This window comes from Chromobacterium fluminis (assembly GCF_011602385.1).
GTDB classification, from domain to species: Bacteria; Pseudomonadota; Gammaproteobacteria; order Burkholderiales; family Chromobacteriaceae; genus Chromobacterium; species Chromobacterium fluminis.
Window position 1 is genome coordinate 1 of the sequence record NZ_JAAOMA010000060.1, and the last position, 24,505, is coordinate 24,505.

Genomic DNA, 24,505 nt, shown 5'->3' on the forward strand with positions numbered 1-24,505 from the left:
AGAAATCAGGGTGTTTGTGAGCCTTGCCAACCATAGGGACGGAAATGAGTGAGTCAACATGAGCGAAGTATGAGCAAGATTCGCACCATGAAAAATGCCGTTCACTTGCTTAAGTGAACGGCATTAGCCGTGAAGGCGGGCTTTTTTTTTGCGCCGGTGAACTCAAGCGGGCAGGAAGGCGGTGGCCTCGATCTCGAACAGCATGCCGTCCAAGGCCAGCCGCTGCACCGGGATCAGCGTGCAGGTCGGCGTTGGCAGCGAGCCCCAGGCAGCGTTCAGCAGCGCGCCGAAGGCGTGCAGCCTCGCTTCGCTGTGATCGACGATCAATACCGTCAGCTTGGCGACGTGGGCGAGATCGGCGCCGCCGGCGGCCAAGGCGGCGCGCAGATTGGCCAAGGCTTGGCGTACTTGCGCCTCGAAGCCGTCTGCCAGCTCGCCGGCGGCGTTTTCGCCACCCTGGCCGGCCACCAGCAACATGCGGCTGCCGGCATCGACGATGGCCAGATGGGAATAGCCATTGGGAGCCGGATCGTAGAGGCCGGCGGGATTGCTCAGGCGGAAGGGGACTGCTTTGCTCATCTGCTTTCTCCTGGTGGCTTGCAGGGCGGCACAGCGCGCCGCCCTGGGGTCAGCGGGTCAGCGGGTTTGCGCGGCGGCGACGGTTGGGCTTTGCATCGCCTCGGCGTAGCCCTGCGGCGCGAAGCGGCGGGTCAGCACCAGCAGGCTGGCGATCAACAGCGCCAGGCACAGCCAGGCCAGATTGAAGCTGGAGGTGGCGTCGCGTATCCAGCCGGCGGCGAAGGGCGCCAACGCGGCGATCAGATAGCCGATCCCCTGCACGAAAGCCGACAGTTGGCCGGCGTTGCGCGCGTCTTCGTAGTGGTGCAGGGTCAGAATCATGGTCAGCGGGAACAGGCCGCCCACGCCCAGGCCCAGCAGCGCCACCCACAGCAGCAGCAAGCCGCCGTGCGGCGCAAGCACCATACCCAGCAGGCCGGCCAGCACCGCCAACAGCACCAGGGTCAGCCAGCCGCGCATGTCATGGCTGCGCGCCGACAGCAGCGGAATGGTCAAGCCTGACACCACTTCCATGCCGGTCATGAAGCTGAGCATCAGGCCGCCTTGCTGCTGGCTCCATCCCAATTGCACGAATAAGGCGGGCAACCACGCCAGCGAGCTGGCGTACACGGCGGTGCCGATGCCGAAATAGAAGGCCAGCAGCCAGGCGCGCGGAATCTGGCTGAATTGCGGCGCTCGGGCGGCGGAGCCGCCGCCGGGAGCGCCGCGGGGGGCGCTCAGCAGCCAGCAAGGCAGCGCCAGCATGGCCAGCGCGGCCCAGGCGGCGAGCCCGTTCTGCCAGTGCGCGCTATGCGCGGCCAGCCACGGCGCGCCGGCGGCGGCCAGCGAGGCGCCGCCCATGATGGCGGTGATGTAGAAGCCCATCAACGCGGAGACCTTATGCGGGAAATGTTGCTTGATGAAGCCGGGCATCAAGGCTTGGGCTAGCGCGATGCCGATGCCGGCCATCAAGGCGGTGGCCAACAGCGCGCCGAAGCTGGCGGGCAGCCAGCGCAGCGCGCTGGACAGCAGGATCATTGCCAGAGCGAGGGCCACGCCCAGGCGCGCGCCGGCGCGGCGTTCCAGCCAACTGCCCAGAAAAGCGCCGGCGCCCATGGTGGCCACCGGCAGCGTGGTCAGCAGCGAGGCGTCGCTGAAGCTCATGCCGGTGGCGTGGCGCAACTGATCCAGCAGCGGACCGATGGCGGCGAGGGCGGGGCGCAGGTTGAGGCCCACCAGGATGATGGACAGCGCCAGCCATAGCGGGCGCTGAACGGGAGTGTCTTGCTTCATGAGGTTTGGCTTTCGGTGGGGGCGGTGCGAGCTTGGGGCGTGGCTTCGGCTTGCGCTTCTCCGGGGAAGCTTTGCAGCCATTGGCTCAGCAACGCGGCCAATTGCTCGCGTTGCGGCGCCGTCAGCGCGGACAGCGCGGTTTCCTGGGTGGCGATGTGGGCGCTCATCGCCCGTTCTATCAATTCCAGACCGGCGGGGCTCAGGCGGATCAGCATGCCGCGGCGGTCCTTGGGGTCGGGCAGGCGCTGCACCCAGCCGGCGCTCTCCAGCCGGTCCAGCCGCTTGCTGACCGCGCCTGAAGTCAGCAGCAGCGTGGTGTACAGCATGGTGGGTGACAACTGGTAGGGCGCGCCGGCGCGGCGCAGCGTGGCCAGCACGTCGAATTCGCCGTCCTTGAGTCCGAAGCGGGCGAAGTTGTCGGCCAGCGCGCGCTCCACATGCGTGACCAGCCGCGCCAGCCGGCCGATGACGCCTATGCTGGCGCTATCGAGGTCGGGACGCTCGCGTCGCCACTGGGAAATGATGGTGTCGATCTTGTCCATGGCGGCGATTATGTCATGGATATGTATTCCTGGGAAGATATTTCACTTAAAGTATCTTGATATGAAATTACATGAAGGCATGACGCGTTGTGGCCATTTACCGCTTCAGCTGTCCGGGTGCAGCCAGGCGGATTTGAAATCGAACCACCCCAGGCTGTTGAGGCGCACGCCCTGCATCTGCGCCGGGCCCTGCAAGCGCAGCCAGTTGTGAAACAGCGGCAGCATCCAGCGTTGTTGGACCACGGCGGCGGATAGGTCCTGAGCGTGGAACAGGCCCTGGCGCCAGCCTTGACGCCATTGCGCCAGCGGCAGCGCCGATTCTAGGCAGCGGCGCAGCAGCGGAGTGCCCAGCACCCAGGCGGCCACAGAATATTCAGGCCGGGTGGCGAAGTTGACCGAACCCAGCCACAAGTCGACCTCGGCCTGTCCCTGTTCCCAGTCGGCGTAGGGCAGCGCGCGGCACTCCAGCGCCACGCCGTGGGCCTGAAGACAGCGAGCCATCGCGGCGGCGATCAATTGGTACTCCGGGTGCTGTTCGTAATAGGCCAGCCGCAGCGTGCTCAGCCCGGCCGGCGGCTGCAGGTTGAGGGGAGGCTGGGTGTGGTGCCAGTTGGGGAGCAAGCCCGCGGCCGGGGCCCAGTACTGGCGCACCGCCGGCGCGGTTTCATGCATGACGGCCAGCGGCGCCAGCGCTTGGGCCAGCCAGTCGCGCAGCGCCGCATCGTGCATGCGGGGCGAGCGGCCGTCGGCAAGCAAGAAGTAAACGCCGGACTCCAGCGCCATTTCGGTTTGCACGCTGGGCTCGCGCGGGTTGATGCGTACTTCCAGGCCGCAGACCTGGCCGTCGCCGTGCTCCAACTGCTCTCCCAGCTCCGGCATCATCCAGATGTCCACCTGGTCCAGCAGCGCGCGGTAGCCGAAGTAGTCGTCGAAGGCCTGCAGGCACAGCTGGTGTCGGGTGTTGGCGGCGACGCGATAGGGGCCGGTGCCCACCGGGCGGGAGGCGAAGTCGGCGCGCGAGGCGTGGTCGGCGGGCAGGATCAGCGCGGCGCTGTCGGCCAGCAGCCAGGGCAGCCATTGATCGGGCTCGCTCAATTCCAGGGCCAGGCTGCGCGGCGATAGCGGCCGCACCGCGCTGAGATGGGAGAACAGCGGCTGCGCGCGCAGCCGTAGCAGCGAGGCCTGGACGTCGGCGACGCTCAGCTCGCGGCCGTCGTGCCAGCGCACCGCCGGTCGCAGGTGGAAGTGCCATTCCAGCGGGCCCTGCTGGCTCCAGTGATGGGCGAGATCGCCTTCCACTTCCCCTTTTTCCTCATTTATCCGGCTCAGTCCATTGAAGATCTGGCCGACCAGATGCCGCTCGGAACGGCGCAAGGGTGTGCCGGGGTAGAGGTTGGGCAAGGGCCGGTAATAAGGCACGCCCAACACCTGGCGGTCCTGGCTCCAGCGTTTGCCCAGCCGCGCCAACAGCAAGGGCGCCAGCTCGCCGCGGTCGTCGCCCAACAGGTCCACCGCCTGCTCCACCCGGCCCTGTTCCAGCAATTGCGCAGCGCGCTCCCGCTGTAATTGCTCCGGGGCTTGCAGAAAGCTCAGCCGCGAGCGCATGCCTCGGCCGGCCCGCGCCTGCCATGCTATCCAGCCTTGAGCCTGCATCTGTTGCAGCAGGCTGCGCATGTGACGGCGGGTGCAGAACAGCAGATCGGCCAGCTGTTGCAGCGAGACGGCCTCGGCCTGGCCGGCGAAATGGCGGTGGAGTTTTTGGTATTGCTGGGCGAGACGGGCAGACATAAGGGGAAGTTTCCTGATCTAAAGTCAGCAATTTTTATTGCCTCATATTGCGCCGACAATACTCGCATCCACAGCGGGAGTCCACAGCGATGAAAACCGAACAAATCTTATTGTTTTACCAGCGCTTTCTCGACGGCAAAAAGCCGGTGCTCGGCCTGACGCCGCAGGCGGCGCTGACTAGCTTGAATGAGTTGATGCAATGGGAGCCGCCGGCGGGCGGCGATGCAAAAAAAAAGCCGGGCGAACCCGGCTTGGAAGGTACTGAGGAGAACGAGGGAGTTCAGCGTAAATAAGGCAGGTAGGGCGCCTCCTCGCGGATGGCGTAAGTCTTGCCGCCCAGGGTCACGCTGAAATTGCGCGGGCCGGAAATCGGCAGATAGTAGACCACGGCCAGGCTGACGCTCTGGCCAGGCGCCAGCGTCTGCCACGACGGCAGCTTGACCGAAACGCGGTGAGCATCGCCCTTCAGGCCGCCGATATTGTTGCCGCTATGCCCGACGCTGATCACCTTGAGCCCGAAGCCGGACTGGTCGGCGAAGTTGGCAGGCGCCGAGGTGGGCACGTCGAACTGGAACTCGGTGCCGCCGGGCAGGCTGCTGCCGGAGCGGTTGGTGATGGTCAGCTTGGGGTTGATCGGATAATTGCTGTCGCCCAGCGCGAAACCGTCGAGCGAGAAGCCCACGTCGATAGCCGCGGTGGCCGCCGGCGCAGCGGCGGCGGGCTTGACGTTGACGGCGGCGGGTTTGCTGAAGGCGTTGTAAAGCAGGCTGGTCAGCGTGGTGCCGATGAAGTACTCGCCCTTGCCGCCGTTGCGGTCCTGTTTCCAGTCGTAGTCGCCGGCCAGTTCCCAGAACATCACGCCGCCGACGTTGTTGGCGTCGACCCAGGCGGCTTTTTTGGCGATGGATTGTTCATCCTCGGTGGACAGGAACACCTTCTTGCCGGTGTTCCACAGCCACGGCGCGCTCAGAGTGTCGTTGTAGAAGCGCTGGTAGCTGCCGTTGAGCTGGTTTTCCGGCTTGCTTGGGTCCAGATAGGCGGACAGATAGCTGCCGGCCTGGTTTTTCTCCAGGTTCTTGGCGTGCCACATCGGGTTGGAGCCGGCGCCCACTTCACGGCCTTGTTCGTCTAGGTCGTGCCACAGATTGTCTATGCCCACCGCGCCGTCGCCGCAGGTTTTCAGACCCGTCGGGCAGTTGCCGCCCACCGACGTGCCCCACAGTCCGTTACTGCCGCCGTTGACGTTCTTCCAGCCACGGGTGTAGTAGGGCACGCCGATATTGACGCGCGCCGCCGGCAGGCCGCCGCGGTAGTAGTGGTAGGACCAGTCGGTGTTCAGATAGCCGATGCCGCCGTATTGCGCGGTGGTGTACACGCTCCAGCGCGCCAGTTCGGCGTCCTTGCCGTCATCGTAGAGCGCGGCGTTGGGGCCGACGAACTCGTTCCAGGCGCCGTGCAGGTCATAGGACATCACGTTGACGAAGTCGAAGTTGCGCAGGCTCTGGAAGGCTTCCATGCCGCGCAGCAGATAGCCGGAGGCCGGTACCGCGGCGGTGAGCTGGTAGTAGCGGCCGTCTTGGGAGGCGGCGCGGTCCAGTCGTTCGCGCAATGTCCGCGTCAGCGCGTTGAAGCCCTTGTTCAGCGAACCGCGGCGGGCGTTGGCCACGCTCCAGTCCAGCGGGTTGCCGGCGTCGTTCATCGAGGTGGGGTATTCGAAGTCGATGTCCACGCCGTCGAAGCCGTATTTGCGCAGGAAGGCGACGGCGGAGTCGGCGAAGGCGTCGATGCCGGCCTGGTTGACGCTGCCGTCGGCGTTGATGGTCATGCTGTAAAAGCCGCCGCTGTTGACCCGTTTGCCGTCCGCGCCGAAGTAGCCGCCGGTTTCGGCCCAGCCGCCCACCGAGACCAGGGTTTTGACGCCCGGGTATTTGCGCTTGTACTGGGTCAGCAGGTTGAAGTGGCCCTTATAAGGCAGGCTGGCGTCCATCTCAGCGCCGGGCACGCCCGGCCAGCTCATGTCGGTGGCCGGGTTGCCGGGATTGTTCTCGCCCACCGACAGCCGGTTGTTGCCGTCCACATGGGCGAAGGCGTAGTTGATGTGGGTGAGCTTGCCCCAGGGGATGTCGCTGGCGAGGTAGGCCGGCTGGCCGTTCTTGCCGGTGCGCCAGCTGGTGAAATAGCCGATCAGCCGTTTGCGGCTGCCGTTGGCCAGCTGTTCGGCGCCGCCTTTTTGGTAGGCCGCGCAATAGGGCACGTCCACGCCGTCGGTGCGCGCCAGCCCTTCCGGCCGGCACAGCGCGTTGCCGGTGGGCGGCGGCACTTGCACCAGCGGCGGTTCGGTCGGGTTGCCGCCGCCGTCGCACTGGCCGATCAATTTCCACGGACTGGCGTCGCTGGCGGAGGGCGTATTGCCCTGGGTCCACCATTTGGCCTCCCAGGTCTGGCCCTGGTAGCTGACGCGCTGGCCGCCGGTATAGATCGAGCCGGCGCTCCAGGCCGGGTCGGCGCAGCTGGCGGCCGCGGTTTTGATTAGGCTGTCGCGGGCGGCTGAGGCCGGCGCTTTGGCGGCGGTGGGGGCGTGCTGGGCGGCCAGCAGCGCGGCGCCGGCCACGGCGGTGCCGGCCAGGCCGGTTTTCAGCAGCAGTAAGGCTTTGCTCACAGTCCATCTCCTTCTTGGAAAAAGGCGGGGCGAAAGGCCGGCGCGGCGCGCCGACTTGTATTTAAGTTGTATTAAAGTTGTATGTAAGTGGTATTGGACCTAAGCATGTGCAGGGAAGGACTAAGCACACACCTGTTCTTTTTTTCAGGTGTATTTACGCGGCTGTTTGCTAGTGCCGGAGCGAGAGCGAACTTCCCGGGCGGTCAAAGCCCGGCTGGGCGGCGCTTGCGCTGTTTGGAGGCTGGGGAGGGGAGCGGTGCGGCGGACGGAATGCTGCAATGCGGCACGCCGGCCGTGAATAATGGCGAAGCGAGGGAACTGTCGTTTTTTCGCGGCAGGAACTGTCGAAACCGGTTTAGTCGAAGCTCAGTTGACTGCCGGCGGCGATGGGGTGCTGGCGCGCCAGCGCGTGGCGGGCGTAGCCGGTGCAGTGGCAGGCGAACAAGCGGTCCGGCGCCAGTTGCTGGAAGTAGCGGCGGGTCCGCCAGACGCGCCAGGGGTTGGCGCTGCGCAGGTGGAAGCCGCCTATCACCGCGTGGACGCGGGGTTCGGCGCACACTTCGCGCGCGTAGTCGACGATGTGGCGGATGCCGGAATGAGCGCAGCCGCTGAAGACGATCAGGCCTTGCTCGCCGCGGTAGACCAGAGCCGAGTCGTCGGTCACCGGGTCCGGCCGGTTGTCGCGCGCGTCGACAAGGCGGCCCAGAGTGCCGCGCCCTTCGGCGTGGCGCAGTCGCGGAATCTGACCGAGGAAGACGTAGCGGCCGGCGAAGGCGTGCGGCTGGGCGTGTAGTTGCAGCTCGAAGCTGGCTTGCAGATCGGCTTCGGCCAGCGGCGAGCCCAGTTTGCGCAGCGTGATCGGCCCCAGCCGCGCTTCGCGCGCTCGGAAGGCCTCGGGGTGGGCCAGCAGCGGCAGCGGCGGCGCCGCGCGTTTGCGCAGCAGCCGGCTTAGCGCCGGCAGGCCGCCGCTGTGGTCGTAATGGCCGTGCGACAGCACCACCCGGCTCAGCGAGGCGAGGTCGACGCCCAACTGGCTGGCGTTGTATAGCAGCGCGTCGCTGCGGCCGGTATCGAACAGGATGCGCTCTTCGCCGTCCTCGATCAGCAGCGCCAGGCCGGCTTCGGCGATCAGGTCCGGCCGCAGGCTGTGGTTTTCCGCCAGAACGGTGACGCGCATGGTTTATTGGCCGCGCATGAACAGCTTGTCCAGCTCGCGCATGGACAGCCGGGTCCAGGTGGGGCGGCCGTGGTTGCACTGGCCGGAGCGTTCGGTGGCTTCCATATCGCGCAGCAGCGCGTTCATCTCCGGCAACGTCAGTTGTCGGTTGGCGCGCACCGCGCCGTGGCAGGCCATGGTGGCCAGGAGTTCGTTGCGGCGCTCGGTCAGCACTTGGCTGAGGCCGAATTCGCGAACATCCTTCAGCACTGCGCGCGCCAGGTCCACCGGGTTGCCGTCCTTCAGCCACACCGGCACGCCGCGCACGGCGATCTGGGTGGGGGACAGCGGCGCCAGTTCTATACCCAGCCGCTTCATCTCCTCGCCGTGTTCGTGGGCGGTGGCCACTTCCATGCGGTCGGCAGCGAAGGACACGGGCAGCAGCAAGGGCTGCATTGGAATGGTATCTGCTTCCAGCGCGGTTTTCAGTTGTTCGTAGACGATGCGTTCGTGGGCGGCGTGCATGTCCACCAGGATCAACCCGTCTTCGCACTGGCTGAGGATGTAGACGCCGTGCAGTTGCGCTAGTGCGAAGCCCAGCGGCGGAATGCCGTCCGCGCTTTGCGGCAGTGCGGCCACGCGCTGCGGCGGCAGGCTGTATTCCACCGGCGCCGGCGCGGCGGCCTGGGCGCGTTCTTCCTCGCGAAGGCCGCCGAACAGCTTGTCGTATATGCCGGTGGCTTCCCTGGCCACGTGCAGCGGCATCGCTTGCTGCTGGTAGCGGAAGCCGGCTTGCGGCGAGGAGCCGCTAAGGGCCGGAGCGGCGGGGCGGCTGAACGGTTTGTCGAACAGCGGCGCGGATTCGCCCTGGGCCAGCGCCGGTTCTGCCGCCTCATCTGCGCCGGCGATCTGAACTGTAGGCGCGGCGCCGGCGGTGGTGCTGGCCAAGGCCTTGTGCACGCTGTGGAACAGGAACTGGTGGATGGCCTGCGACTCGCGGAAGCGCACTTCGATCTTGGTCGGGTGCACATTGACGTCGACGCCGGACGGCTCCATGGTCAGGAACAGCGCGTAAGCGGGGTGGCGCTCGTGGTGCAGCACGTCGCGATACGCCTGGCGCAGCGCGTGCAGCGCGGTCTTGTCGCGGACGAAGCGGCCGTTGACGTAGAAGTACTGGGCGTCGCGGCTGGCCTTGGAATAAGTGGGGGAGGCGACAAAGCCGCTGAGCGTCAGCGGGCCGGCGGCGGTGTCGATCTCTATGGCGGCGACGACGAAATCCTTGCCCAGCATCGCGGCCACGCGTTCGGCCAGGCTTTGCGCCGGCAAGCGCCAGATCACCTTGCCGTTGTGGCGCAGCATGAACTCCACATGGGGGTGGGCCAGCGCGATGCGCTCGAACACGGCTTCGCAATGCGCGTATTCGGTGTTCTCGCTTTTCAGGAATTTGCGCCGCGCCGGGGTATTGAAATAGATGTCCACCACCTCGACGCTGGTGCCGGGCGCGTGGGCGGCCGGCTCCACCGGGTGCAGCGCGCCGTCGATGGCGATGACTTGATGAGCGTGTTCCGCGTCCGGCGGCCGGCTGACGAGAGTCAGCCGCGACACCGAGGCGATGCTGGCGAGACCCTCGCCGCGGAAACCCAGGGTGGCGACGTTTTCCAGATCGTCCAGCGAGGCGATCTTGCTGGTGGCGTGGCGGTCCAGCGCCAGCGCCAGGTCTTCCGCCGCGATGCCGCCGCCGTTGTCGGTGACGCGCAGCAGCTTGATGCCGCCCTGGGCCAGGTCCACCGTAACCTTGGTGGCGCCCGCGTCCAGGCTGTTTTCCAGTATTTCCTTGAGCGCGGAAGCGGGGCGTTCCACTACTTCGCCGGCGGCGATCTGGTTGACGAGGTGGTCGGGCAGGCGTTGGATGCGTTTCATGGGCGGCATTGGGGCGTGATGTCAAAGCAAAAGGCCGCGCTACGGCGGCCTTGTCGATTCTACTACGGATCAGCCGCGGGCGGCCGCGCGCTTGTGGCGCCAGATTTCAATCAGCCCCGGCAGGAAGGAAACCAGAATGATGCCGAAGATCAGCAATTCCAGGTTTTTGCGAACAAAGGGCAGGTTGCCGAAGAAATAGCCGGCGTAAGTGAAACCTACCACCCAGGCGATGGCGCCCACCACGTTGTAGCGCAGGAATTGCGGGTAGTGCATCTTGCCGATGCCCGCGACGAAGGGCGCGAAGGTGCGCACGATGGGCACGAAGCGGGCGAAGATGATGGTCTTGCCACCGTGGCGCTCATAGAAGGCGTGGGTGCGGTCCAGGTATTGCGGCTTCAGGATGCGCGGGAATTTATCAAACAGCTTCATGCCGACGTTGCGGCCGATGGCGTAGTTGGTCGCGTCGCCGAGGATGGCGGCGACAATCAGGAGCAGCACCAGCAAGTGCGGGTTCATCTGGCCCATGGCGGCCAGCGCGCCGGCGACGAAGAGCAGCGAGTCGCCGGGCAGGAAGGGGGTGACCACCAGTCCGGTTTCGCAGAACACGATCAGAAACAGAATGGCGTAGATCCAGGGGCCGTAGGCGGCCACCAGCTGGGTCAGATGAGTGTCGATGTGCAGGATGAAGTCGATCAGAAAAGTGATGGCTTCCATGATGTCGTTGCGCTCGGTAAGGGTGCTGCTCGGGTTGAAAGTACAACTGGCCGGACAAGCCGGCCAGCTATCAGAACCTTTTTAATTGAGGTTCATGAGGGAAGTGGTCAGACGACCGCTTCTTCTTTTGGTTTCACCGGCTTGATCATGTGCTCGCGTTTCACGCCCAGCCATAGAGCGATCGGGCTGGCCACCAACACCGACGAGTAGATGCCGAACACGATGCCGATGGTCAGCGCCATGGCGAAGCCGTGCAGCGCCGGGCCGCCGAACAGCAGCATGGACACCACCATCATCTCGGTGGAGAAGTGGGTGATGATGGTGCGGCTCATCGTCGCGGTGATGGCGTTGTCGATGACCTCGGCCACGCTGTGGCCCTTCATGCCCGGTTTGCGGAAGTTCTCGCGGATCCGGTCGAACACCACCACCGATTCGTTGACCGAGTAACCCAGCACCGCCAGGATGCCGGCCAGCACGGTCAGCGAAAACTCCCAGCGGAAGAAGGCGAAGCAACCCAGAATGATCACCACGTCGTGCATGTTGGCGATGATGGCCGCAATGGCGAACCGCCATTCAAAGCGGATGGCCAGGTAGATCATGATGCCCACGCACACCAGAATGGTGGCGGTCAGGCCATGAGTCACCAGTTCCTCGCCCACGCTGGGGCCCACGAAGTCCACTTTGCGCAGCTGCACTTGCGGATCGGCCGCCTTGAGCATGCCCATCACTTTTTCCGACAGCTGGGCGGAGGTGACGCCCGGCTTGTTGGGAAGGCGTATCATCACGTCCCGGCTGCTGCCCAGGCTCTGCACCGTGGATTCGCCCAGCTTCAGCTCGTCCACTTTGTCGCGGATGGCGCCGAGGTCGGCGGACTGCTGGTACTGCACTTCCAGCACGGTGCCGCCGGTGAACTCCACGCTGTAGTTCAGGCCGCGGGTGGCCAAAAAGAACACGGCCAGGATGAAGGTCACCAGCGAGATGGCCGTGGTGAGCCGGCCGTAGCTCATGAACGGGATATCCCGTTTGATGCGGAAAAGCTCCATGTCCGGTCCTTATCCTTTGTTTTCCGGTTTCCACACCTGGCCGATGGCCAGCGTGGTGAGTTTGCGGCGGCGGCCGTACCACAGGTTGACCAGGCCGCGGGAAACGACTACCGCGGAGAACATCGAGGTCAGGATGCCAAGGCTGTGCACCACGGCGAATCCGCGCACCGCGCCGGAGCCGAAGATCAGCAGCGCGAGGCCGGCGATCAAGGTGGTGACGTTGGAGTCCAGAATGGTGTGCCAGGCGTGGGTGTAGCCGGCCTGGATCGCCGAGTGCGGCGGCACGCCGTTGCGCAGTTCCTCGCGGATGCGCTCGTTGATCAACACGTTGGCGTCGATGGCCATGCCCAGCGCCAGCGCGATGGCGGCGATGCCGGGCAGGGTCAGCGTGGCCTGAATCATCGACAACAGCGCCAGCAGCAGGAAGACGTTGATCGCCAGCGACAGCGCGGAGAACACGCCGAACATGCCGTAGTACAGAATCATGAAGGTAGCGATGGCGGCAAAGCCCCACAGCGTGGCGTGGAAGCCCTTCTCAATGTTTTCCTGACCCAGGCTCGGGCCGACGGTGCGTTCTTCGACGATGTTCATCGGCGCGGCCAGCGAACCGGCGCGCAAGAGCAGCGCGGTGTCGTTGGCTTCTGCCGGGTTCATGCTGCCGGAGATCTGTACGCGGCCGCCGCCGATTTCGGAGCGGATCACCGGCGCGGTGACCACTTCGGCGCGGCCTTTTTCCACCAGCACCATCGCCATGCGGCGGCCGATGTTCTCGGCGGTTACCTGACGGAAGATGGAGGCGCCGGCGGAGTCCAGATTGATGTGGACGGCGGGCGCGCCGTTTTCGTCGAAGCCGGCCTGGGCGTCGTTGATGTTGTCGCCGGTCAGCTCAACGTCTTTGCGCACCAGGATTTTCTGTACGCCGCGCGAGGAGGCTTCGTCCAGCAGCTCGTAGCCTGCGGGCACGTTGCCGGCCATGGCGTCGGCCATCTTGCTTGGGTCATCCTCCACCATGCGCACTTCCAGGGTGGCGGTGCGGCCGATGATGTCCTTGGCGCGAGCGGTGTCCTGAATGCCGGGCAGCTGCACGACAATGCGGTTCGGGCCGTTTTGCTGAATGATGGGCTCGGAAGTGCCCAGCTCGTTGACGCGGTTATGCAGCGTGGTGATGTTCTGTTTGACCGCGTCGCCCTGGATCTTGGTGATCTCCTCCGGCTTTAGGGTCAGCGTCAGCCGGTAGTTGCTGTCGTCGCTCTTGACGGTGAGCGAGGGCAGGCTGCGATAGACCACGTCCTGGGTGGATTTCAGCGTGTCGGCGTCGCGCAGTTGCACTTCCAGCGTGTTGCCGTCGCGTTTGATCGCGCCGTAGCGGACTTTCTTGTTCTTCAGTTCGCGGCGCAGGTCGCCGGCGTAGCGTTCCATCGTCTTGTCGATGGCGGCCTTCATGTCTACTTCCAACAGGAAGTGCACGCCGCCGCGCAGGTCGAGGCCGAGGAACATCGGGTGCGCCTTCAGGCTGGTCAGCCAGGCGGGGGAGGCGGACAGCAGGTTCAGCGCGATGATGTAATTGTCGCCCAGCGCGTGCTGGATGGCGTCGCGCGCCTTCAACTGGGTGTCGGCGTCCTTGAAGCGGACTCGCAGGCTGGCGCCGTCAAGGAACAGGCCGTCGGGAGAGAGGTTTTGCGCCTTCAGCGCCTCTTCCACGCGCGTCATCACGGCGGTGTCCACCGGAATGGATTGGCGCGAGCTGGAGACCTGGACCGCGGGAGTCTCGCCGTAGAAATTGGGTAGCGTGTAGATCGCGGAAAGGATCAGGGCCACCGCAATGACGAGGTATTTCCAAAGAGGGTAGCGGTTCATGTTTTAGTTCGGGAAAAGAAAATGAACCGGCCACCGGCAGCGCGCTGCGGTGGCCGTCGGCTGAATCCTTAAAGCGACTTCAGCGTGCCTTTTTCCAGCTTGGCGGAAACCGAGCCGCGCTGAACGGTGATTTCCACGCCGTTGGCGATTTCCAGAGTCAGGAACTGTTCGCCGATCTTGGCCACGCGGCCAACGATGCCGCCTTGAGTGGCGACTTCATCGCCCTTCTGAATTTCCGACAGCATCTTCTGATGCTCTTTCATGCGCTTCTGCTGAGGGCGAACCATCAGGAACCAGAACAGCACGAAGATGGCGATCATCGGCAGGAAACCCATCAGATCGAAACCTCCTACTGCGGCGCCGGTGTTGGCGAAGGCGGGGCTGATAAAGGACATCAAACTACTCCCTTAGATATATTTGTTATGGCTGGTCAAAATAAACGGACCATTGTAGCCATGCTGGTCCGCTTTTTCCAATGCTTGCAACGGTCAGGCCTGTGACAGACCGAGACAGCGAGTGGTTCCTTAGTTGACGCCGCGGGCGCGCTTGGCGGCGAACTCCAGGCGGAAGTCCTCGAAACGGTCTTCCTCGATGGCGTGGCGCATCTGGCGCATCAGCTCCTGGTAATAGTGCAGGTTGTGGATGGTGTTGAGGCGGGCGCCCAGGATTTCGCCAACGCGGTGCAGGTGGTGCAGGTAGGCACGGCTGAAGTTGCGGCAGGCGTAGCACTCGCACTCCTCGTCCAGCGGGCGCTTGTCGTCCTTGTAGCGCGCGTTCTTGATCTTGACGTCGCCCCATTGGGTAAAGATCCAGCCGTTGCGCGCGTTGCGCGTGGGCATCACGCAATCAAACATGTCCACGCCGTTGGCGACGCCGTGCACCAGGTCCTCCGGCGTGCCCACGCCCATCAGGTAATGGGGCTTTTCCGCCGGCAGCATGTCCTTCAGCTCGGTCAGCATCCGGTACATTTCCGGTTTGGGCTCGCCCACCGACAGGCCGCCGATGGCGATGCCGTCGAAGCCGACCTGCATCAGGCCTTCCAGCGACTCCTGGCGCAAATCGGTATATAGGTTGCCCTGGACGATGCCGAACAGCGCGTTGGGGTTTTTCAGGTCGTCGAAGGCGCGGCGCGAGCGCTCGGCCCAGCGCAAGCTCATCTGCAGAGACTTTTGCGCGGTGGCGTGGTCCACTTGGCCCGGCGTGCACTCGTCCAGCTGCATCACGATGTCGGAGTTGAGCACGGTTTGAATCTTCATCGAGATTTCCGGGCTCAGGAACAGCTTGTCGCCGTTGATCGGGCTTTGGAAGGTGCAGCCTTCCTCGGTCAGCTTGCGCATATCGGACAGGCTGAACACCTGGAAGCCGCCGGAGTCGGTGAGGATGGGCTTGTCCCAGCCGATGAACTTGTGCAGGCCGCCGAACTGCTCGACGATCTCCAGACCCGGGCGCAGCCACAGGTGGAAAGTGTTGCCCAGGATGATCTGGGCGCCGATATCGTTCAGCTCGACCGGGCTCATCGCCTTGACCGAGCCGTAAGTGCCCACCGGCTGGAACACCGGCGTCTCCACGGTGCCGTGGTTCAGCTCCAGCGTGCCGCGCCGCGCGCCGCCGGAGGTTTTATGTACGGTAAACTTCAGCATGATTCGGGGATTGCTCTGGTATGTTTGTTTAGCAAAATCAGCCGGCTAGTATACCGTAAGCCGCGCCCGCTGGGGCTTTGTCGCGGTTTCTTCCTTGTGGTTGATGAAAAAAACGCTTGCCAAGAAGGGTGGGCTTGTTTAGTATTCGCAGCTCGACGACAGGCACGTAGCTCAGCTGGTTAGAGCACCACCTTGACATGGTGGGGGTCGTTGGTTCGAGTCCAATCGTGCCTACCAAAATTCAAACGCATGGAGCGTTACAAGTGTGCAACTTGCGAACTACCACAACCCGACATACTCACGCTAGCTGAGCCTTGCGGGTTGTTCCATGCAAAAAAAGTGCGGCTCAGGCCGCACTTTTTTTTTATCCTAAGCTTTCTAAAAATTTCTCTCTCGCCTTGTTGGAGTTGACATGCCAGACATTCGCTTGCCGGACGGCTCGATCCGTTCGTTCGATAAACCGGTGACGGTTCATGAAGTGGCTGCGTCCATCGGCGCCGGGTTGGCGCGCGCGGCGCTGGCCGGCCGCGTCGACGGCGCGTTGGTGGATACTTCCCACACCATAGCTCGCAACGCCGATCTGGCCATCATTACCGACAAGGATGCGGACGGTCTGTCCATCATTCGTCACTCCACCGCTCACTTGTTGGCTTATGCCGTCAAGGAGCTGTTCCCGGAAGCTCAAGTCACCATCGGGCCGGAGATCGAGAACGGCTTCTACTACGACTTCGCCTACAAGCGTCCGTTTACGCCGGAAGACCTGGCCGCCATCGAAAAGAAAATGGCCGAGCTGGCGAAAAAGGACATCCCGGTGGAGCGCTACGAGCTGCCGCGCGATGAGGCCATCGCCTACTTCAAGAGCGTAGGCGAGGCCTACAAGGCCGAGATCATCGAATCCATCCCGCAAGGCGAGGTGCTGAGCCTGTACCGCGAGGGTGAATTCACCGACCTGTGCCGCGGCCCGCACGTGCCGTCCACCGGCAAGCTTAAAGTGTTCAAGCTGATGAAGGTGGCCGGCGCTTACTGGCGCGGCGACAGCAAAAATGAAATGCTGCAGCGCGTTTACGGCACCGCCTGGGCCAAGAAGGAAGACCTGGACGCCTACCTCTATATGCTGGAAGAGGCGGAAAAGCGCGACCATCGCAAGCTGGGCGTGCAGTTGGACCTGTTTCACCTGCAGGACGAGGCGCCGGGCATGGTGTTTTGGCACCCCAAGGGCTGGCAGTTGTGGCAGAACGTCGAGCAATACATGCGCGACAAGCTGAACCGCGAAGGTTATAAGGAAATCCGCACCCCGATGATGATGGACGCCCATCTGTGGGAGCGTTCCGGACACGCCGCCAACTACCGCGAAAACATGTTCATCACGGAATCGGAAAAGCGCGACTACGCGGTCAAGCCGATGAACTGCCCTGGCCATGTGCAAGTATTCAACAGCGGCCTGCGTTCCTATCGCGATCTGCCGCTGCGTTACGCGGAATTCGGCTCCTGCCACCGCAACGAGCCTTCCGGCGCGCTGCACGGCATCATGCGCGTGCGCGGTTTCGTGCAGGACGACGGCCACATCTTCTGTACCGAAGATCAGATCAACCAAGAGGCAAAGGATTTCCATCGCCTGGTGATGGAAGTGTACGAGCGCTTCGGCTTCGACAAGGTGGCGATCAAGCTGGCGCTGCGTCCGGAAAAACGCATCGGCGCCGAGGAAACCTGGGACAAGGCCGAAGAAGGCATGCGCGAAGCGCTGCGCGCCTGCGGCGTGGAGTGGGAGGAATTGCCGGGCGAGGGGGCGTTCTACGGTCCCAAGATCGAGTATCATATCAAGGACGCGCTGGGTCGCTCCTGGCAGTGCGGCACCCTGCAGCTGGACTTCATGCTGCCGGAGCGTCTGGACGCCGAGTACGTGGCCGACGACAACAGCCGCAAGCGCCCGGTGATGCTGCACCGCGCGGCGTTGGGGTCGCTGGAACGTTTCCTCGGCATCCTGATCGAAAACCATGCCGGCGCCTTCCCCTTGTGGCTGGCTCCGGTGCAAATGGTGGTGATGAATATCACCGAAGCGCAGGCCGAATACGCGGCCAATGTGGCCGCCAAACTGCGCGAACAAGGCTTCCGCGTCGATCTTGACTTGAGAAACGAGAAGATCGGCTATAAAATTCGCGAGCACAGTCTTCAAAAGTTGCCGTATCAGATTATCGTCGGCGACAAAGAGAAGGCTGGCGAGTTGGTTGCCGTACGCTCCCGCGGGGAAGACCTGGGGCAGCTTACGCTGGATGCGCTGATTGCGCGCCTCAAGGCTGAGATGCCTGGGGCCTGATTCCGGCGGCGGCAGGCATTGAGTTTAGATTAATAGGAGATTTGGCTATAGCTCAGGAACGCGAAGCACGGATCAACGGCGAGATTACCGCCCGTGAAATTCGTCTGGTAGGTAAAGAAGGTGAGCAGATTGGTGTTGTCAGTCTGCGTGAGGCAATGGCGCTGGCGGAAGAGGGCGACGTGGATTTGGTGGAGATTTCCCCAACCGCGCAGCCTCCGGTATGCAAGCTGATGGACTACGGCAAGTACAAGTACGAGCAGTCCAAGAAGCGTCACGAAGCCAAGCAGAAGCAGAAACAGGTTCAGATCAAGGAAATCAAGTTCCGTCCGGGCACCGACGACGGCGACTACAACGTCAAGTTGCGCAACTTGACCCGATTCCTGTCTGAAGGCGACAAAGCCAAAGTCACCCTGCGCTTCCGCGGTCGTGAGATGGCCCACCAGAACATCGGTTTGGAATTGCTTAAGCGAGTCGAAGCCGATTTGTCCGAAATTGCGGTTGTTGAGCAGTTTCCCAAGCTCGAAGGCCGCCAGATGGTCATGATGATTGCGCCGAAGAAGAAATAATCGGTATAATCATCAAATCGACACGGCAGGGTTCGCTCTGCCGTGTCGATTTTGTAGGTCGGCAACGATCTGCCCAAAAGCGTGACGCGATGGTTTTTCAAGCGTTTCCAGATCTGTCTGGCAACCACCTCGCGTCTAATCTAATCAAAATTCAGCAGGAGCAGTCCATGCCGAAAATGAAAACCAAGTCGAGCGCGAAAAAGCGTCTCAAAGTACTGGGCAATGGTGGTGTAAAGCGCTCTTACGCGTTCAAGCGTCACATCCTGACCAAGAAAACCACCAAGAACAAGCGCCAACTGCGTGGCACTACCATGGTAGATAGCACCAACATGGCCTCTGTTCGCGCAATGATGCCCTACGCTTAAGGAGACTAAGATATGCCACGCGTAAAACGCGGTGTAACCGCTCGTGCTCGTCACAAGAAAATCCTCGCACTGGCGAAAGGCTATCGCGGCCGCCGGAAGAACGTCTATCGCATCGCCAAACAGGCGGTGATGAAAGCCGGTCAGTACGCTTACCGCGACCGTCGTCAGAAAAAGCGTCAGTTCCGTCGCCTGTGGATTGCCCGTATCAACGCAGCTGCCCGTGAAAACGGCCTGCCGTACAGCAAATTCATGAACGGCCTGAAAAAAGCCTTTATCGAAATCGACCGCAAGGTCCTGGCCGACCTGGCCGTGTTCGACAAGCCGGCTTTTGCGCAGATCGTCGAAAAGGCGAAAGCAAGCCTCGCTGCTTAATCGCCCGGACGGATCAAAAGGGAGGCAATCTTGCCTCCCTTTTTTTTAATGCGGCCAAGCCGCGAGCATGACCCAAGATCAAGACGGTTGGCCAGACTCGCCCGGGTTCTGGGCGCGTGTGGCCAGCTTTCTTTCGCATACGGTGTGGAACACGATGAACAACGTTGACGCGATTCTCCAATCCGGCCTGACCGCGGTAGCCGCGGCGGCCGATCTCGTTGAACTGGAGCAGGTCAAGGCCCGCTATCTGGGCAAGAGCGGCGAGTTGACCGAACTCCTGAAACAGCTGGGCAAGCTGCCAGCCGAAGAGCGCAAGGCCGCCGGCGCCACCATCAATGTGGCCAAGCAGGCTTTTGAGGCCGCGCACAAGCAGCGCCTTGATCAATTGAACGCCGCCAAGCTGGAGGCGCAACTAGCCGCCGAGGCGCTGGACGTGACCCTCCCAGGGCGCGGCAGCAACGGCGGCGGCTTGCATCCGGTGGCGCTGACTCTGGAGCGCATCGCCGGCCTGTTTCGCACCATGGGTTTCGAAGTGGCGGACGGTCCGGAGATCGAAACCGATTTCTATAATTTCCAAGCGCTGAACATCCCGGAAAACCACCCCGCGCGCGCCATGGCCGACACCTTCTACGTGGAGGGCGGCGACGTGCTGCGCACGCATACCAGTCCGATCCAGGCGCGTTTCATGATGAGCAATCAGCCGCCTATCAAGATCGTGGCTCCGGGCCGCGTATACCGTGTCGACTCCGACGCCACCCATTCGCCGATGTTCCACCAGATGGAAGGCTTGTGGGTGGAAGAGGGCGTGTCCTTCGCCGACCTCAAGGCGGTGGTTACCGATTTTCTGCGTCGTTTCTTTGAGCGCGACGACCTGCAAGTGCGCTTCCGTCCGTCCTTCTTCCCCTTCACCGAGCCGTCGGCGGAAATCGACGTGCTGGGCGAGCGCGGTTGGCTGGAAGTGGGCGGTTGCGGCATGGTGCACCCCAATGTGTTGCGCAATGTCAACATCGACCCGGAGCGTTACACCGGCTTCGCCTTCGGCATCGGTCTCGATCGTTTCGCCATGCTGCGCTATGGCGTCAACGACCTGCGGCTGTTCTTCGAGAACGACCTCAACTTCCTGAGACAGTTCAACTGATCGCGTACGGAGCCGAATACAATGCAATTTTCCGAACAATGGCTGAGAAGCTGGGTTAATCCGTCGCTGAGCACCGACGAGCTGTCCTACCTGCTGACCATGGCGGGCCTGGAGGTGGAAGAAGTCAACGCCGCCGCGCCGGCCTTCAGCGGTGTGGTGGTGGCCGAAGTCAAGGAAGTGGCCAAGCACGAAAACGCCGACCGCCTGCGCGTGACCAAGGTGGACGTGGGCACGGGCGAACTAGTGCAGATCGTCTGCGGCGCGCCCAATGTCGCCGTCGGCCTGAAAGTGCCCTGCGCCTTGCCCGGCGCCGCGCTGCCCGGCGATTTCAAGATCAAGCCGACCAAAATGCGCGGCGTCGAATCCAACGGCATGCTGTGCTCCGGCAAGGAGCTGGGCGTGCCGGACGAGGTCGACGGCCTGCTGGTGCTGCCGGCCGACGCGCCGGCGGGGCAGAGCATACGCGACTACCTGGGCCTAGACGACCAGCTGTTCACACTGAAGATCACCCCCAACCGAGCCGATTGCCTGTCCATCCGCGGCATCGCCCGCGAAGTGGCGGCGCTGACCGGCGCAGAACTGGCGCCGGTGGCCATTCCCGCTGTGGCGCCGGTCATCGACAACGCGCTGTCGGTGAGCATCGACGCTAAATCGGGCTGCGGCCGTTACCTGGGGCGCGTGCTCAAGGGCGTCAACGCCGCCGCCGCCACGCCGGAATGGATGCGCCGCCGCCTGGAGCGCGCCGGCCTGCGTTCGATTTCCGCCGTGGTCGACATCACCAACTACGTATTGTTGGAACAAGGCCAGCCGATGCACGCCTTCGACCTGGCCAAGCTGGACGGCGGCATCGTCGTGCGCATGGCCAAGGACGGCGAAGAACTGCTGTGCCTGAACGAGAAAACCGTCAAGCTCAAGTCCGATTACATGGTGATCGCGGACCAGACCAAGGCGCTGGCCATCGCCGGCATCATGGGCGGCGAGCACAGCGGCGTCACCGTCGCCAGCACGGATATTTTCCTGGAAAGCGCCTTCTTCGCGCCGGAAGCGATCGCCGGCAAGGCGCGCGAGCTGGGCTTCGGTTCTGACTCCTCCTTCCGTTACGAGCGCGGCGTGGACTTCCAGCTGCAGCGCGAAGCGATGGAGCGCGCCACCCGCTTGGTGTTGGACATCTGCGGGGGCCAGCCTGGTCCGGTGGTGGAGGCCGTGGCCGAGTTGCCGCGCCGCGGAGAGGTCAAGCTGCGCGTGTCGCGTTGCGCCAAGCTGTTGGGCGTGACGCTGAGCGGCGAACAGATCGGTGAAATTCTGGGTCGACTGGGCCTGACGCACCGCCTGGACGGCGAGGTTTTCATCGTGGAGGCGCCGTCTTTCCGCTTCGACATCGCGATTGAGGAAGATTTGATCGAGGAAGTGGCGCGGGTTTACGGTTACGACGCGATTCCCGCCGACGCGCCGCGTTCCGGCATGCGCATGCTGGCGCAGCGGGAAGAGCTGCGACCGCGCGATCAAATCCGCCATCTGCTGGCGGCCCGTGATTATCAGGAAATCGTCAGCTATGCCTTCGTCGACGAAGCCTGGGAACGTGATTTCGCCGCCAACGAGCAGCCGGTGCGCTTGATCAATCCGATCGCCTCGCAGATGAGCGTGATGCGTTCCACCTTGATCGGCGGCTTGGTGGACGTGTTGGTGGGCAACATCAACCGCAAGCAGCCGCGCGTGCGCGTTTTTGAAGTGGCGCGCGTATTCAAGAAATCCGCCGACTGGTTCGACCAGCCTGAAAAAGTGGCCGGTCTCGCCTGGGGTCCGCGTTTGTCCGAGCAGTGGGGCGCCAAGGCCGAGCGAGTCGACTTCTTCGACGTCAAAGCCGATGTCGAAGCCCTATTGCATCCGCAGCAAGCCAGCTTCCGCAAGACAGAGCACCCGGCCTTCCATCCGGGCCGCTGCGCCGAGGTGTTGGTGAACGGCCTGGCGGTGGGCGTGATCGGCGAACTGCATCCCAAGTGGGCGCAGCAATACGATTTGTCCAACGCGCCGGTGTTGTTTGAACTGGATCTGGCTGCGGTAGAGGCTCGGCAGCCTATCAAGGCGCAGCCGGTGAGCAAGTTCCAGGCGGTGCGTCGCGATCTGGCGCTGGTGGTGGACGAGACGGTGGAGACGGACCAATTGCTGGCCTGCTTCGCCAAGCACGGCGCCGCCATCGTCAGCGAAGTGGCTTTGTTCGACGTTTATCGCGGCAAAGGCGTGGAAGAAGGCAAGAAGAGTCTGGCCTTCCGCGTGATGTTGCAGGACAATAGCCGCACGCTGACCGACGAAGACGTGGAGCCGGCGCTCAAAGCCCTGCTGGACGGCGTTGCCGCCGAGCTGGGCGCTCAGTTGCGCTGAGCCCAAGGCGTGGAGCCCGCCGCGTAGTCGGCGGGCTTTTGAATGATTAGAAATATTGATGTGTGAGAGGGTGACATGACTTTGACCAAGGCTGAGCTGGCCGACATGCTGTTTGATCAAGTAGGTTTGAACAAGCGTGAAGCCAAGGACATGGTTGAATCGTTTTTTGAAGAAATTCGCCAGGCCTTGGAGTCCGGTGATTCCGTCAAATTGTCCGGTTTCGGTAATTTCCAATTGCGCGACAAGCCGCAGCGTCCGGGTCGCAACCCCAAGACCGGGGAAGAGATTCCCATCACCGCGCGACGTGTGGTAACGTTCCACGCTAGTCAGAAACTCAAGGGAATGGTCGAGCAATTCCATGCCAACAAGCAAGGCTGATCTGCCGTCGATACCGTCCAAGCGTTACTTCACCATCAGCGAAGTGAGCGAGCTCACTGGCGTCAAGCCGCATGTGCTGCGCTATTGGGAGCAGGAGTTTTCCCAGCTGCGTCAGGTGAAGCGCCGCGGCAACCGCCGCTATTACCAACATCACGAAGTGTTATTGGTCAGACGCATTCGCGGTTTGTTATATGACGATGGTTTTACCATTCACGGAGCCCGCCAGCGATTGGGCGCGGACGGCCAGGAAGTGCGTCCGGTAACGGCTCAGGAGGTGAGAACCGAGTTGGAGGCAATTTTGGAATGGCTCGATTCAGGGCTTGGCAAAAATTAAAAAGCAGTTTAGAATACGTTTCTCTCGAGTCGGGGCGTAGCGCAGCCTGGTAGCGCACCTGCATGGGGTGCAGGGGGTCGGAAGTTCGAATCTTCTCGCCCCGACCAAAGATAATCCAATGGTATCAAATACTTAAGCCCTGTGTCCGCAGGGCTTTTTTATTTGGTTTTTGGCCGATGTGGGACTTTTGTGGGGACTTCCTCCTTTCTTACTCGCTACTCGTTCAGGCGCTCCGCCGGATGACGGTAGCGGATACTAGTTGTCGGCCGGTGTCTTTGACTAGCTCCACTTGCTCAATCAAGCGTCCGACTTCTGCGGCTGAGTAGTGCGTGGTTACGTTCTCGCTTGTGTGTCCTAGCAATGCCTGCCGGTCTTCGAACGGGACGCCGGCAATCCTCAGCCGATATCCGAACGTGTGTTTCAGATCGTGGACCCGGAACTTGGCAAAGCCGGGGTTCGGGCGCCGCATGAACTTTGCAGCAAACTTTTGTGCCGCCCTGGTGCGCGCCTTGCGCCAGGCGTGGCCGTTCATTCGCTGGATATTATCGTCGTTCGGGTTGGCGCTCTCATGGTAAGCAAACACATAAACCGGATGGCGGCCGCGCAGGGTTTCAATAATGGACCGGGCTACGCTGTTCAGCACAACGATGCGCTCGCTGCCATTCTTGACACCTGATTTATCGGTTCGCCCGCCAAAGTTTGCCGGGATCAAAAACACGCTGGTTTCAAGCTCTGGAACGCGAACCTCCCATTCCCATTTCAAATAGCAGACTTCTTTTTCTCGGCATCCTGTGTTGACCTTAAATAGCGCCATGATGGCCAGATGCTCGGGTAATTCTTTGAACAATAATTTTTGTTCGTCCCAAGACATGGGATAAGCGGGTCTAGTTTCGGCTCGCTCGTTCAATTTGGAAATCGAGGGCGGTCTTTCGAGCCATGTCATTCCAAATTCATCCCGCCATTTAGAAGCGGCCAGCGCTAGAATTCGGATAACAAGTTCCAGCGCAATATTAATGGTCCGGGGCGTTACTCCTTCTTTATCGGTTCGCTTATCTAAGCGAGTGGTTTGGCGGAACTTAATAAACTCCCGCATCGATCCATCGTGCAGTTTGCTAAGCTCTACATCCCCAATGAATTTGTCCAAGATCTTCAACTGGTCGGCGCAGTCGCCAATGCTGGGCATGTGCTGGTTTTCGAGCAGATACTTTGTCGCGGCCTCCCGCCATATTCGGGGCGGGCGAATGCCATAAACTTGTTGCTGCCGTATCTTCTCCAGCTTGTGAATCAGGTATTTTTCCGCCTCCGCGCGGTCGTGAGTTCCAGTGCTTTCGCGAATTCTTCCGACTCCCTGGACTTGTTTGTCAATGAACCAGATCCCGCCCGGCGTGCGCTGCGTGAGTCCGGTGATTTGCTTGCGTGCCATGTCGTTTTCCTTTCTGGCCGCTTGCCGCTGCCGTCATTGTTGGGGTGGGTTGGGGAGTTTTGCAAG

Annotated in this window: 22 protein-coding genes and 2 tRNA genes; 11 read left to right on the forward strand and 13 right to left on the reverse strand. The window is 62.5% G+C overall.

The window, feature by feature from the left end; genetic code table 11:
- Window positions 1–162: 162 nt before the first annotated feature.
- From HA052_RS24690 to sgrR, 4 genes are all read right to left on the reverse strand, one after another.
- Window positions 163–579, reverse strand: a complete 417-nt coding sequence (locus tag HA052_RS24690; RefSeq protein WP_166454056.1) for a RidA family protein — start codon at window positions 577–579, stop codon at window positions 163–165.
- A gap of 57 nt (window positions 580–636) precedes the next feature.
- Window positions 637–1,851, reverse strand: coding sequence for a cyanate transporter (locus tag HA052_RS24695; RefSeq protein ID WP_166454057.1), 1,215 nt, complete (start codon window positions 1,849–1,851; stop codon window positions 637–639).
- A complete protein-coding gene (locus tag HA052_RS24700) occupies window positions 1,848–2,393 on the reverse strand; it encodes a MarR family winged helix-turn-helix transcriptional regulator (protein WP_166454058.1) in 546 nt (181 codons plus the stop codon). The genes HA052_RS24695 and HA052_RS24700 overlap by 4 nt, the downstream gene beginning before the upstream one ends.
- Before the next feature lie 105 nt (window positions 2,394–2,498).
- Complete coding sequence (sgrR, locus tag HA052_RS24705) at window positions 2,499–4,181, reverse strand: HTH-type transcriptional regulator SgrR (protein ID WP_166454059.1); 1,683 nt, start codon at window positions 4,179–4,181, stop codon at window positions 2,499–2,501.
- Window positions 4,182–4,270: 89 nt separating this feature from the next.
- Between sgrR and HA052_RS24710 the strand changes: the two genes are divergently transcribed.
- A complete protein-coding gene (locus HA052_RS24710; protein WP_166454060.1) occupies window positions 4,271–4,474 on the forward strand; it encodes a hypothetical protein in 204 nt (67 codons plus the stop codon).
- Here the strand turns inward: HA052_RS24710 and HA052_RS24715 are convergent.
- From HA052_RS24715 to tgt, 8 genes are all read right to left on the reverse strand, one after another.
- Window positions 4,462–6,840: a chitinase C-terminal domain-containing protein gene (locus HA052_RS24715; RefSeq protein ID WP_166454061.1), complete on the reverse strand. Its 2,379-nt coding sequence runs from the start codon at window positions 6,838–6,840 to the stop codon at window positions 4,462–4,464. The two genes, HA052_RS24710 and HA052_RS24715, sit on opposite strands and share 13 nt — an antisense overlap.
- 355 nt (window positions 6,841–7,195) lie before the next feature.
- A complete protein-coding gene (locus HA052_RS24720) occupies window positions 7,196–8,017 on the reverse strand; it encodes an MBL fold metallo-hydrolase (protein ID WP_166454062.1) in 822 nt (273 codons plus the stop codon).
- Window positions 8,018–8,020: 3 nt separating this feature from the next.
- Window positions 8,021–9,916 (reverse strand): DNA mismatch repair endonuclease MutL, encoded by a 1,896-nt coding sequence (mutL, locus tag HA052_RS24725; RefSeq protein ID WP_166454063.1) that lies wholly within the window; start codon window positions 9,914–9,916, stop codon window positions 8,021–8,023.
- A gap of 69 nt (window positions 9,917–9,985) precedes the next feature.
- Window positions 9,986–10,630: a DedA family protein gene (locus HA052_RS24730; protein ID WP_166454064.1), complete on the reverse strand. Its 645-nt coding sequence runs from the start codon at window positions 10,628–10,630 to the stop codon at window positions 9,986–9,988.
- A gap of 107 nt (window positions 10,631–10,737) precedes the next feature.
- The gene (gene secF, locus HA052_RS24735) at window positions 10,738–11,673 is read right to left on the reverse strand and encodes a protein translocase subunit SecF (protein WP_166454065.1); all 936 of its coding nucleotides are present in this window, start codon (window positions 11,671–11,673) and stop codon (window positions 10,738–10,740) included.
- 9 nt (window positions 11,674–11,682) lie between these two features.
- Window positions 11,683–13,530, reverse strand: a complete 1,848-nt coding sequence (gene secD, locus HA052_RS24740) for a protein translocase subunit SecD (RefSeq protein WP_166454066.1) — start codon at window positions 13,528–13,530, stop codon at window positions 11,683–11,685.
- Window positions 13,531–13,598: 68 nt separating this feature from the next.
- Window positions 13,599–13,925, reverse strand: a complete 327-nt coding sequence (gene yajC / locus HA052_RS24745; protein WP_043633815.1) for a preprotein translocase subunit YajC — start codon at window positions 13,923–13,925, stop codon at window positions 13,599–13,601.
- 129 nt (window positions 13,926–14,054) lie between these two features.
- Window positions 14,055–15,170 carry a tRNA guanosine(34) transglycosylase Tgt gene (tgt, locus tag HA052_RS24750; protein WP_166454067.1) on the reverse strand — a complete coding sequence of 372 codons (1,116 nt, stop codon included), beginning with the start codon at window positions 15,168–15,170 and terminating at the stop codon, window positions 14,055–14,057.
- Window positions 15,171–15,330: 160 nt separating this feature from the next.
- On the opposite strand from tgt, the gene HA052_RS24755 reads away from it, so the two are divergent.
- The 10 genes from HA052_RS24755 (at window position 15,331) to HA052_RS24800 (ending at window position 23,123) form a co-directional block, all read left to right on the forward strand.
- A tRNA-Val gene (locus tag HA052_RS24755) sits at window positions 15,331–15,407 on the forward strand.
- 175 nt (window positions 15,408–15,582) lie between these two features.
- Entirely contained in the window at window positions 15,583–17,484 is a 1,902-nt protein-coding gene (gene thrS / locus HA052_RS24760; protein WP_166454068.1) for a threonine--tRNA ligase, read from the forward strand.
- Window positions 17,485–17,525: 41 nt separating this feature from the next.
- Window positions 17,526–18,050: a translation initiation factor IF-3 gene (gene infC, locus HA052_RS24765; RefSeq protein WP_081545607.1), complete on the forward strand. Its 525-nt coding sequence runs from the start codon at window positions 17,526–17,528 to the stop codon at window positions 18,048–18,050.
- 167 nt (window positions 18,051–18,217) lie between these two features.
- A complete protein-coding gene (gene rpmI, locus HA052_RS24770; RefSeq protein ID WP_019103239.1) occupies window positions 18,218–18,415 on the forward strand; it encodes a 50S ribosomal protein L35 in 198 nt (65 codons plus the stop codon).
- Window positions 18,416–18,427: 12 nt separating this feature from the next.
- On the forward strand, window positions 18,428–18,787 hold the full coding sequence (rplT, locus tag HA052_RS24775; RefSeq protein ID WP_081545606.1) for a 50S ribosomal protein L20: 360 nt from the start codon (window positions 18,428–18,430) through the stop codon (window positions 18,785–18,787).
- Between the two features lie 154 nt (window positions 18,788–18,941).
- On the forward strand, window positions 18,942–19,925 hold the full coding sequence (gene pheS, locus HA052_RS24780) for a phenylalanine--tRNA ligase subunit alpha (protein WP_166454069.1): 984 nt from the start codon (window positions 18,942–18,944) through the stop codon (window positions 19,923–19,925).
- Window positions 19,926–19,946: 21 nt separating this feature from the next.
- Window positions 19,947–22,304, forward strand: coding sequence for a phenylalanine--tRNA ligase subunit beta (pheT, locus tag HA052_RS24785; protein ID WP_166454070.1), 2,358 nt, complete (start codon window positions 19,947–19,949; stop codon window positions 22,302–22,304).
- Window positions 22,305–22,379: 75 nt separating this feature from the next.
- Window positions 22,380–22,682, forward strand: coding sequence for an integration host factor subunit alpha (locus HA052_RS24790; protein ID WP_019103243.1), 303 nt, complete (start codon window positions 22,380–22,382; stop codon window positions 22,680–22,682).
- Window positions 22,663–23,016 (forward strand): MerR family transcriptional regulator, encoded by a 354-nt coding sequence (locus tag HA052_RS24795; RefSeq protein ID WP_166454071.1) that lies wholly within the window; start codon window positions 22,663–22,665, stop codon window positions 23,014–23,016. Before HA052_RS24790 ends, HA052_RS24795 begins: the two co-directional genes overlap by 20 nt.
- Before the next feature lie 30 nt (window positions 23,017–23,046).
- Window positions 23,047–23,123, forward strand: a tRNA-Pro gene (locus HA052_RS24800).
- A 116-nt stretch (window positions 23,124–23,239) separates the two neighbouring features.
- Here the strand turns inward: HA052_RS24800 and HA052_RS24805 are convergent.
- Entirely contained in the window at window positions 23,240–24,439 is a 1,200-nt protein-coding gene (locus HA052_RS24805) for a tyrosine-type recombinase/integrase (protein ID WP_166454072.1), read from the reverse strand.
- Between the last annotated feature and the right edge of the window lie 66 nt (window positions 24,440–24,505).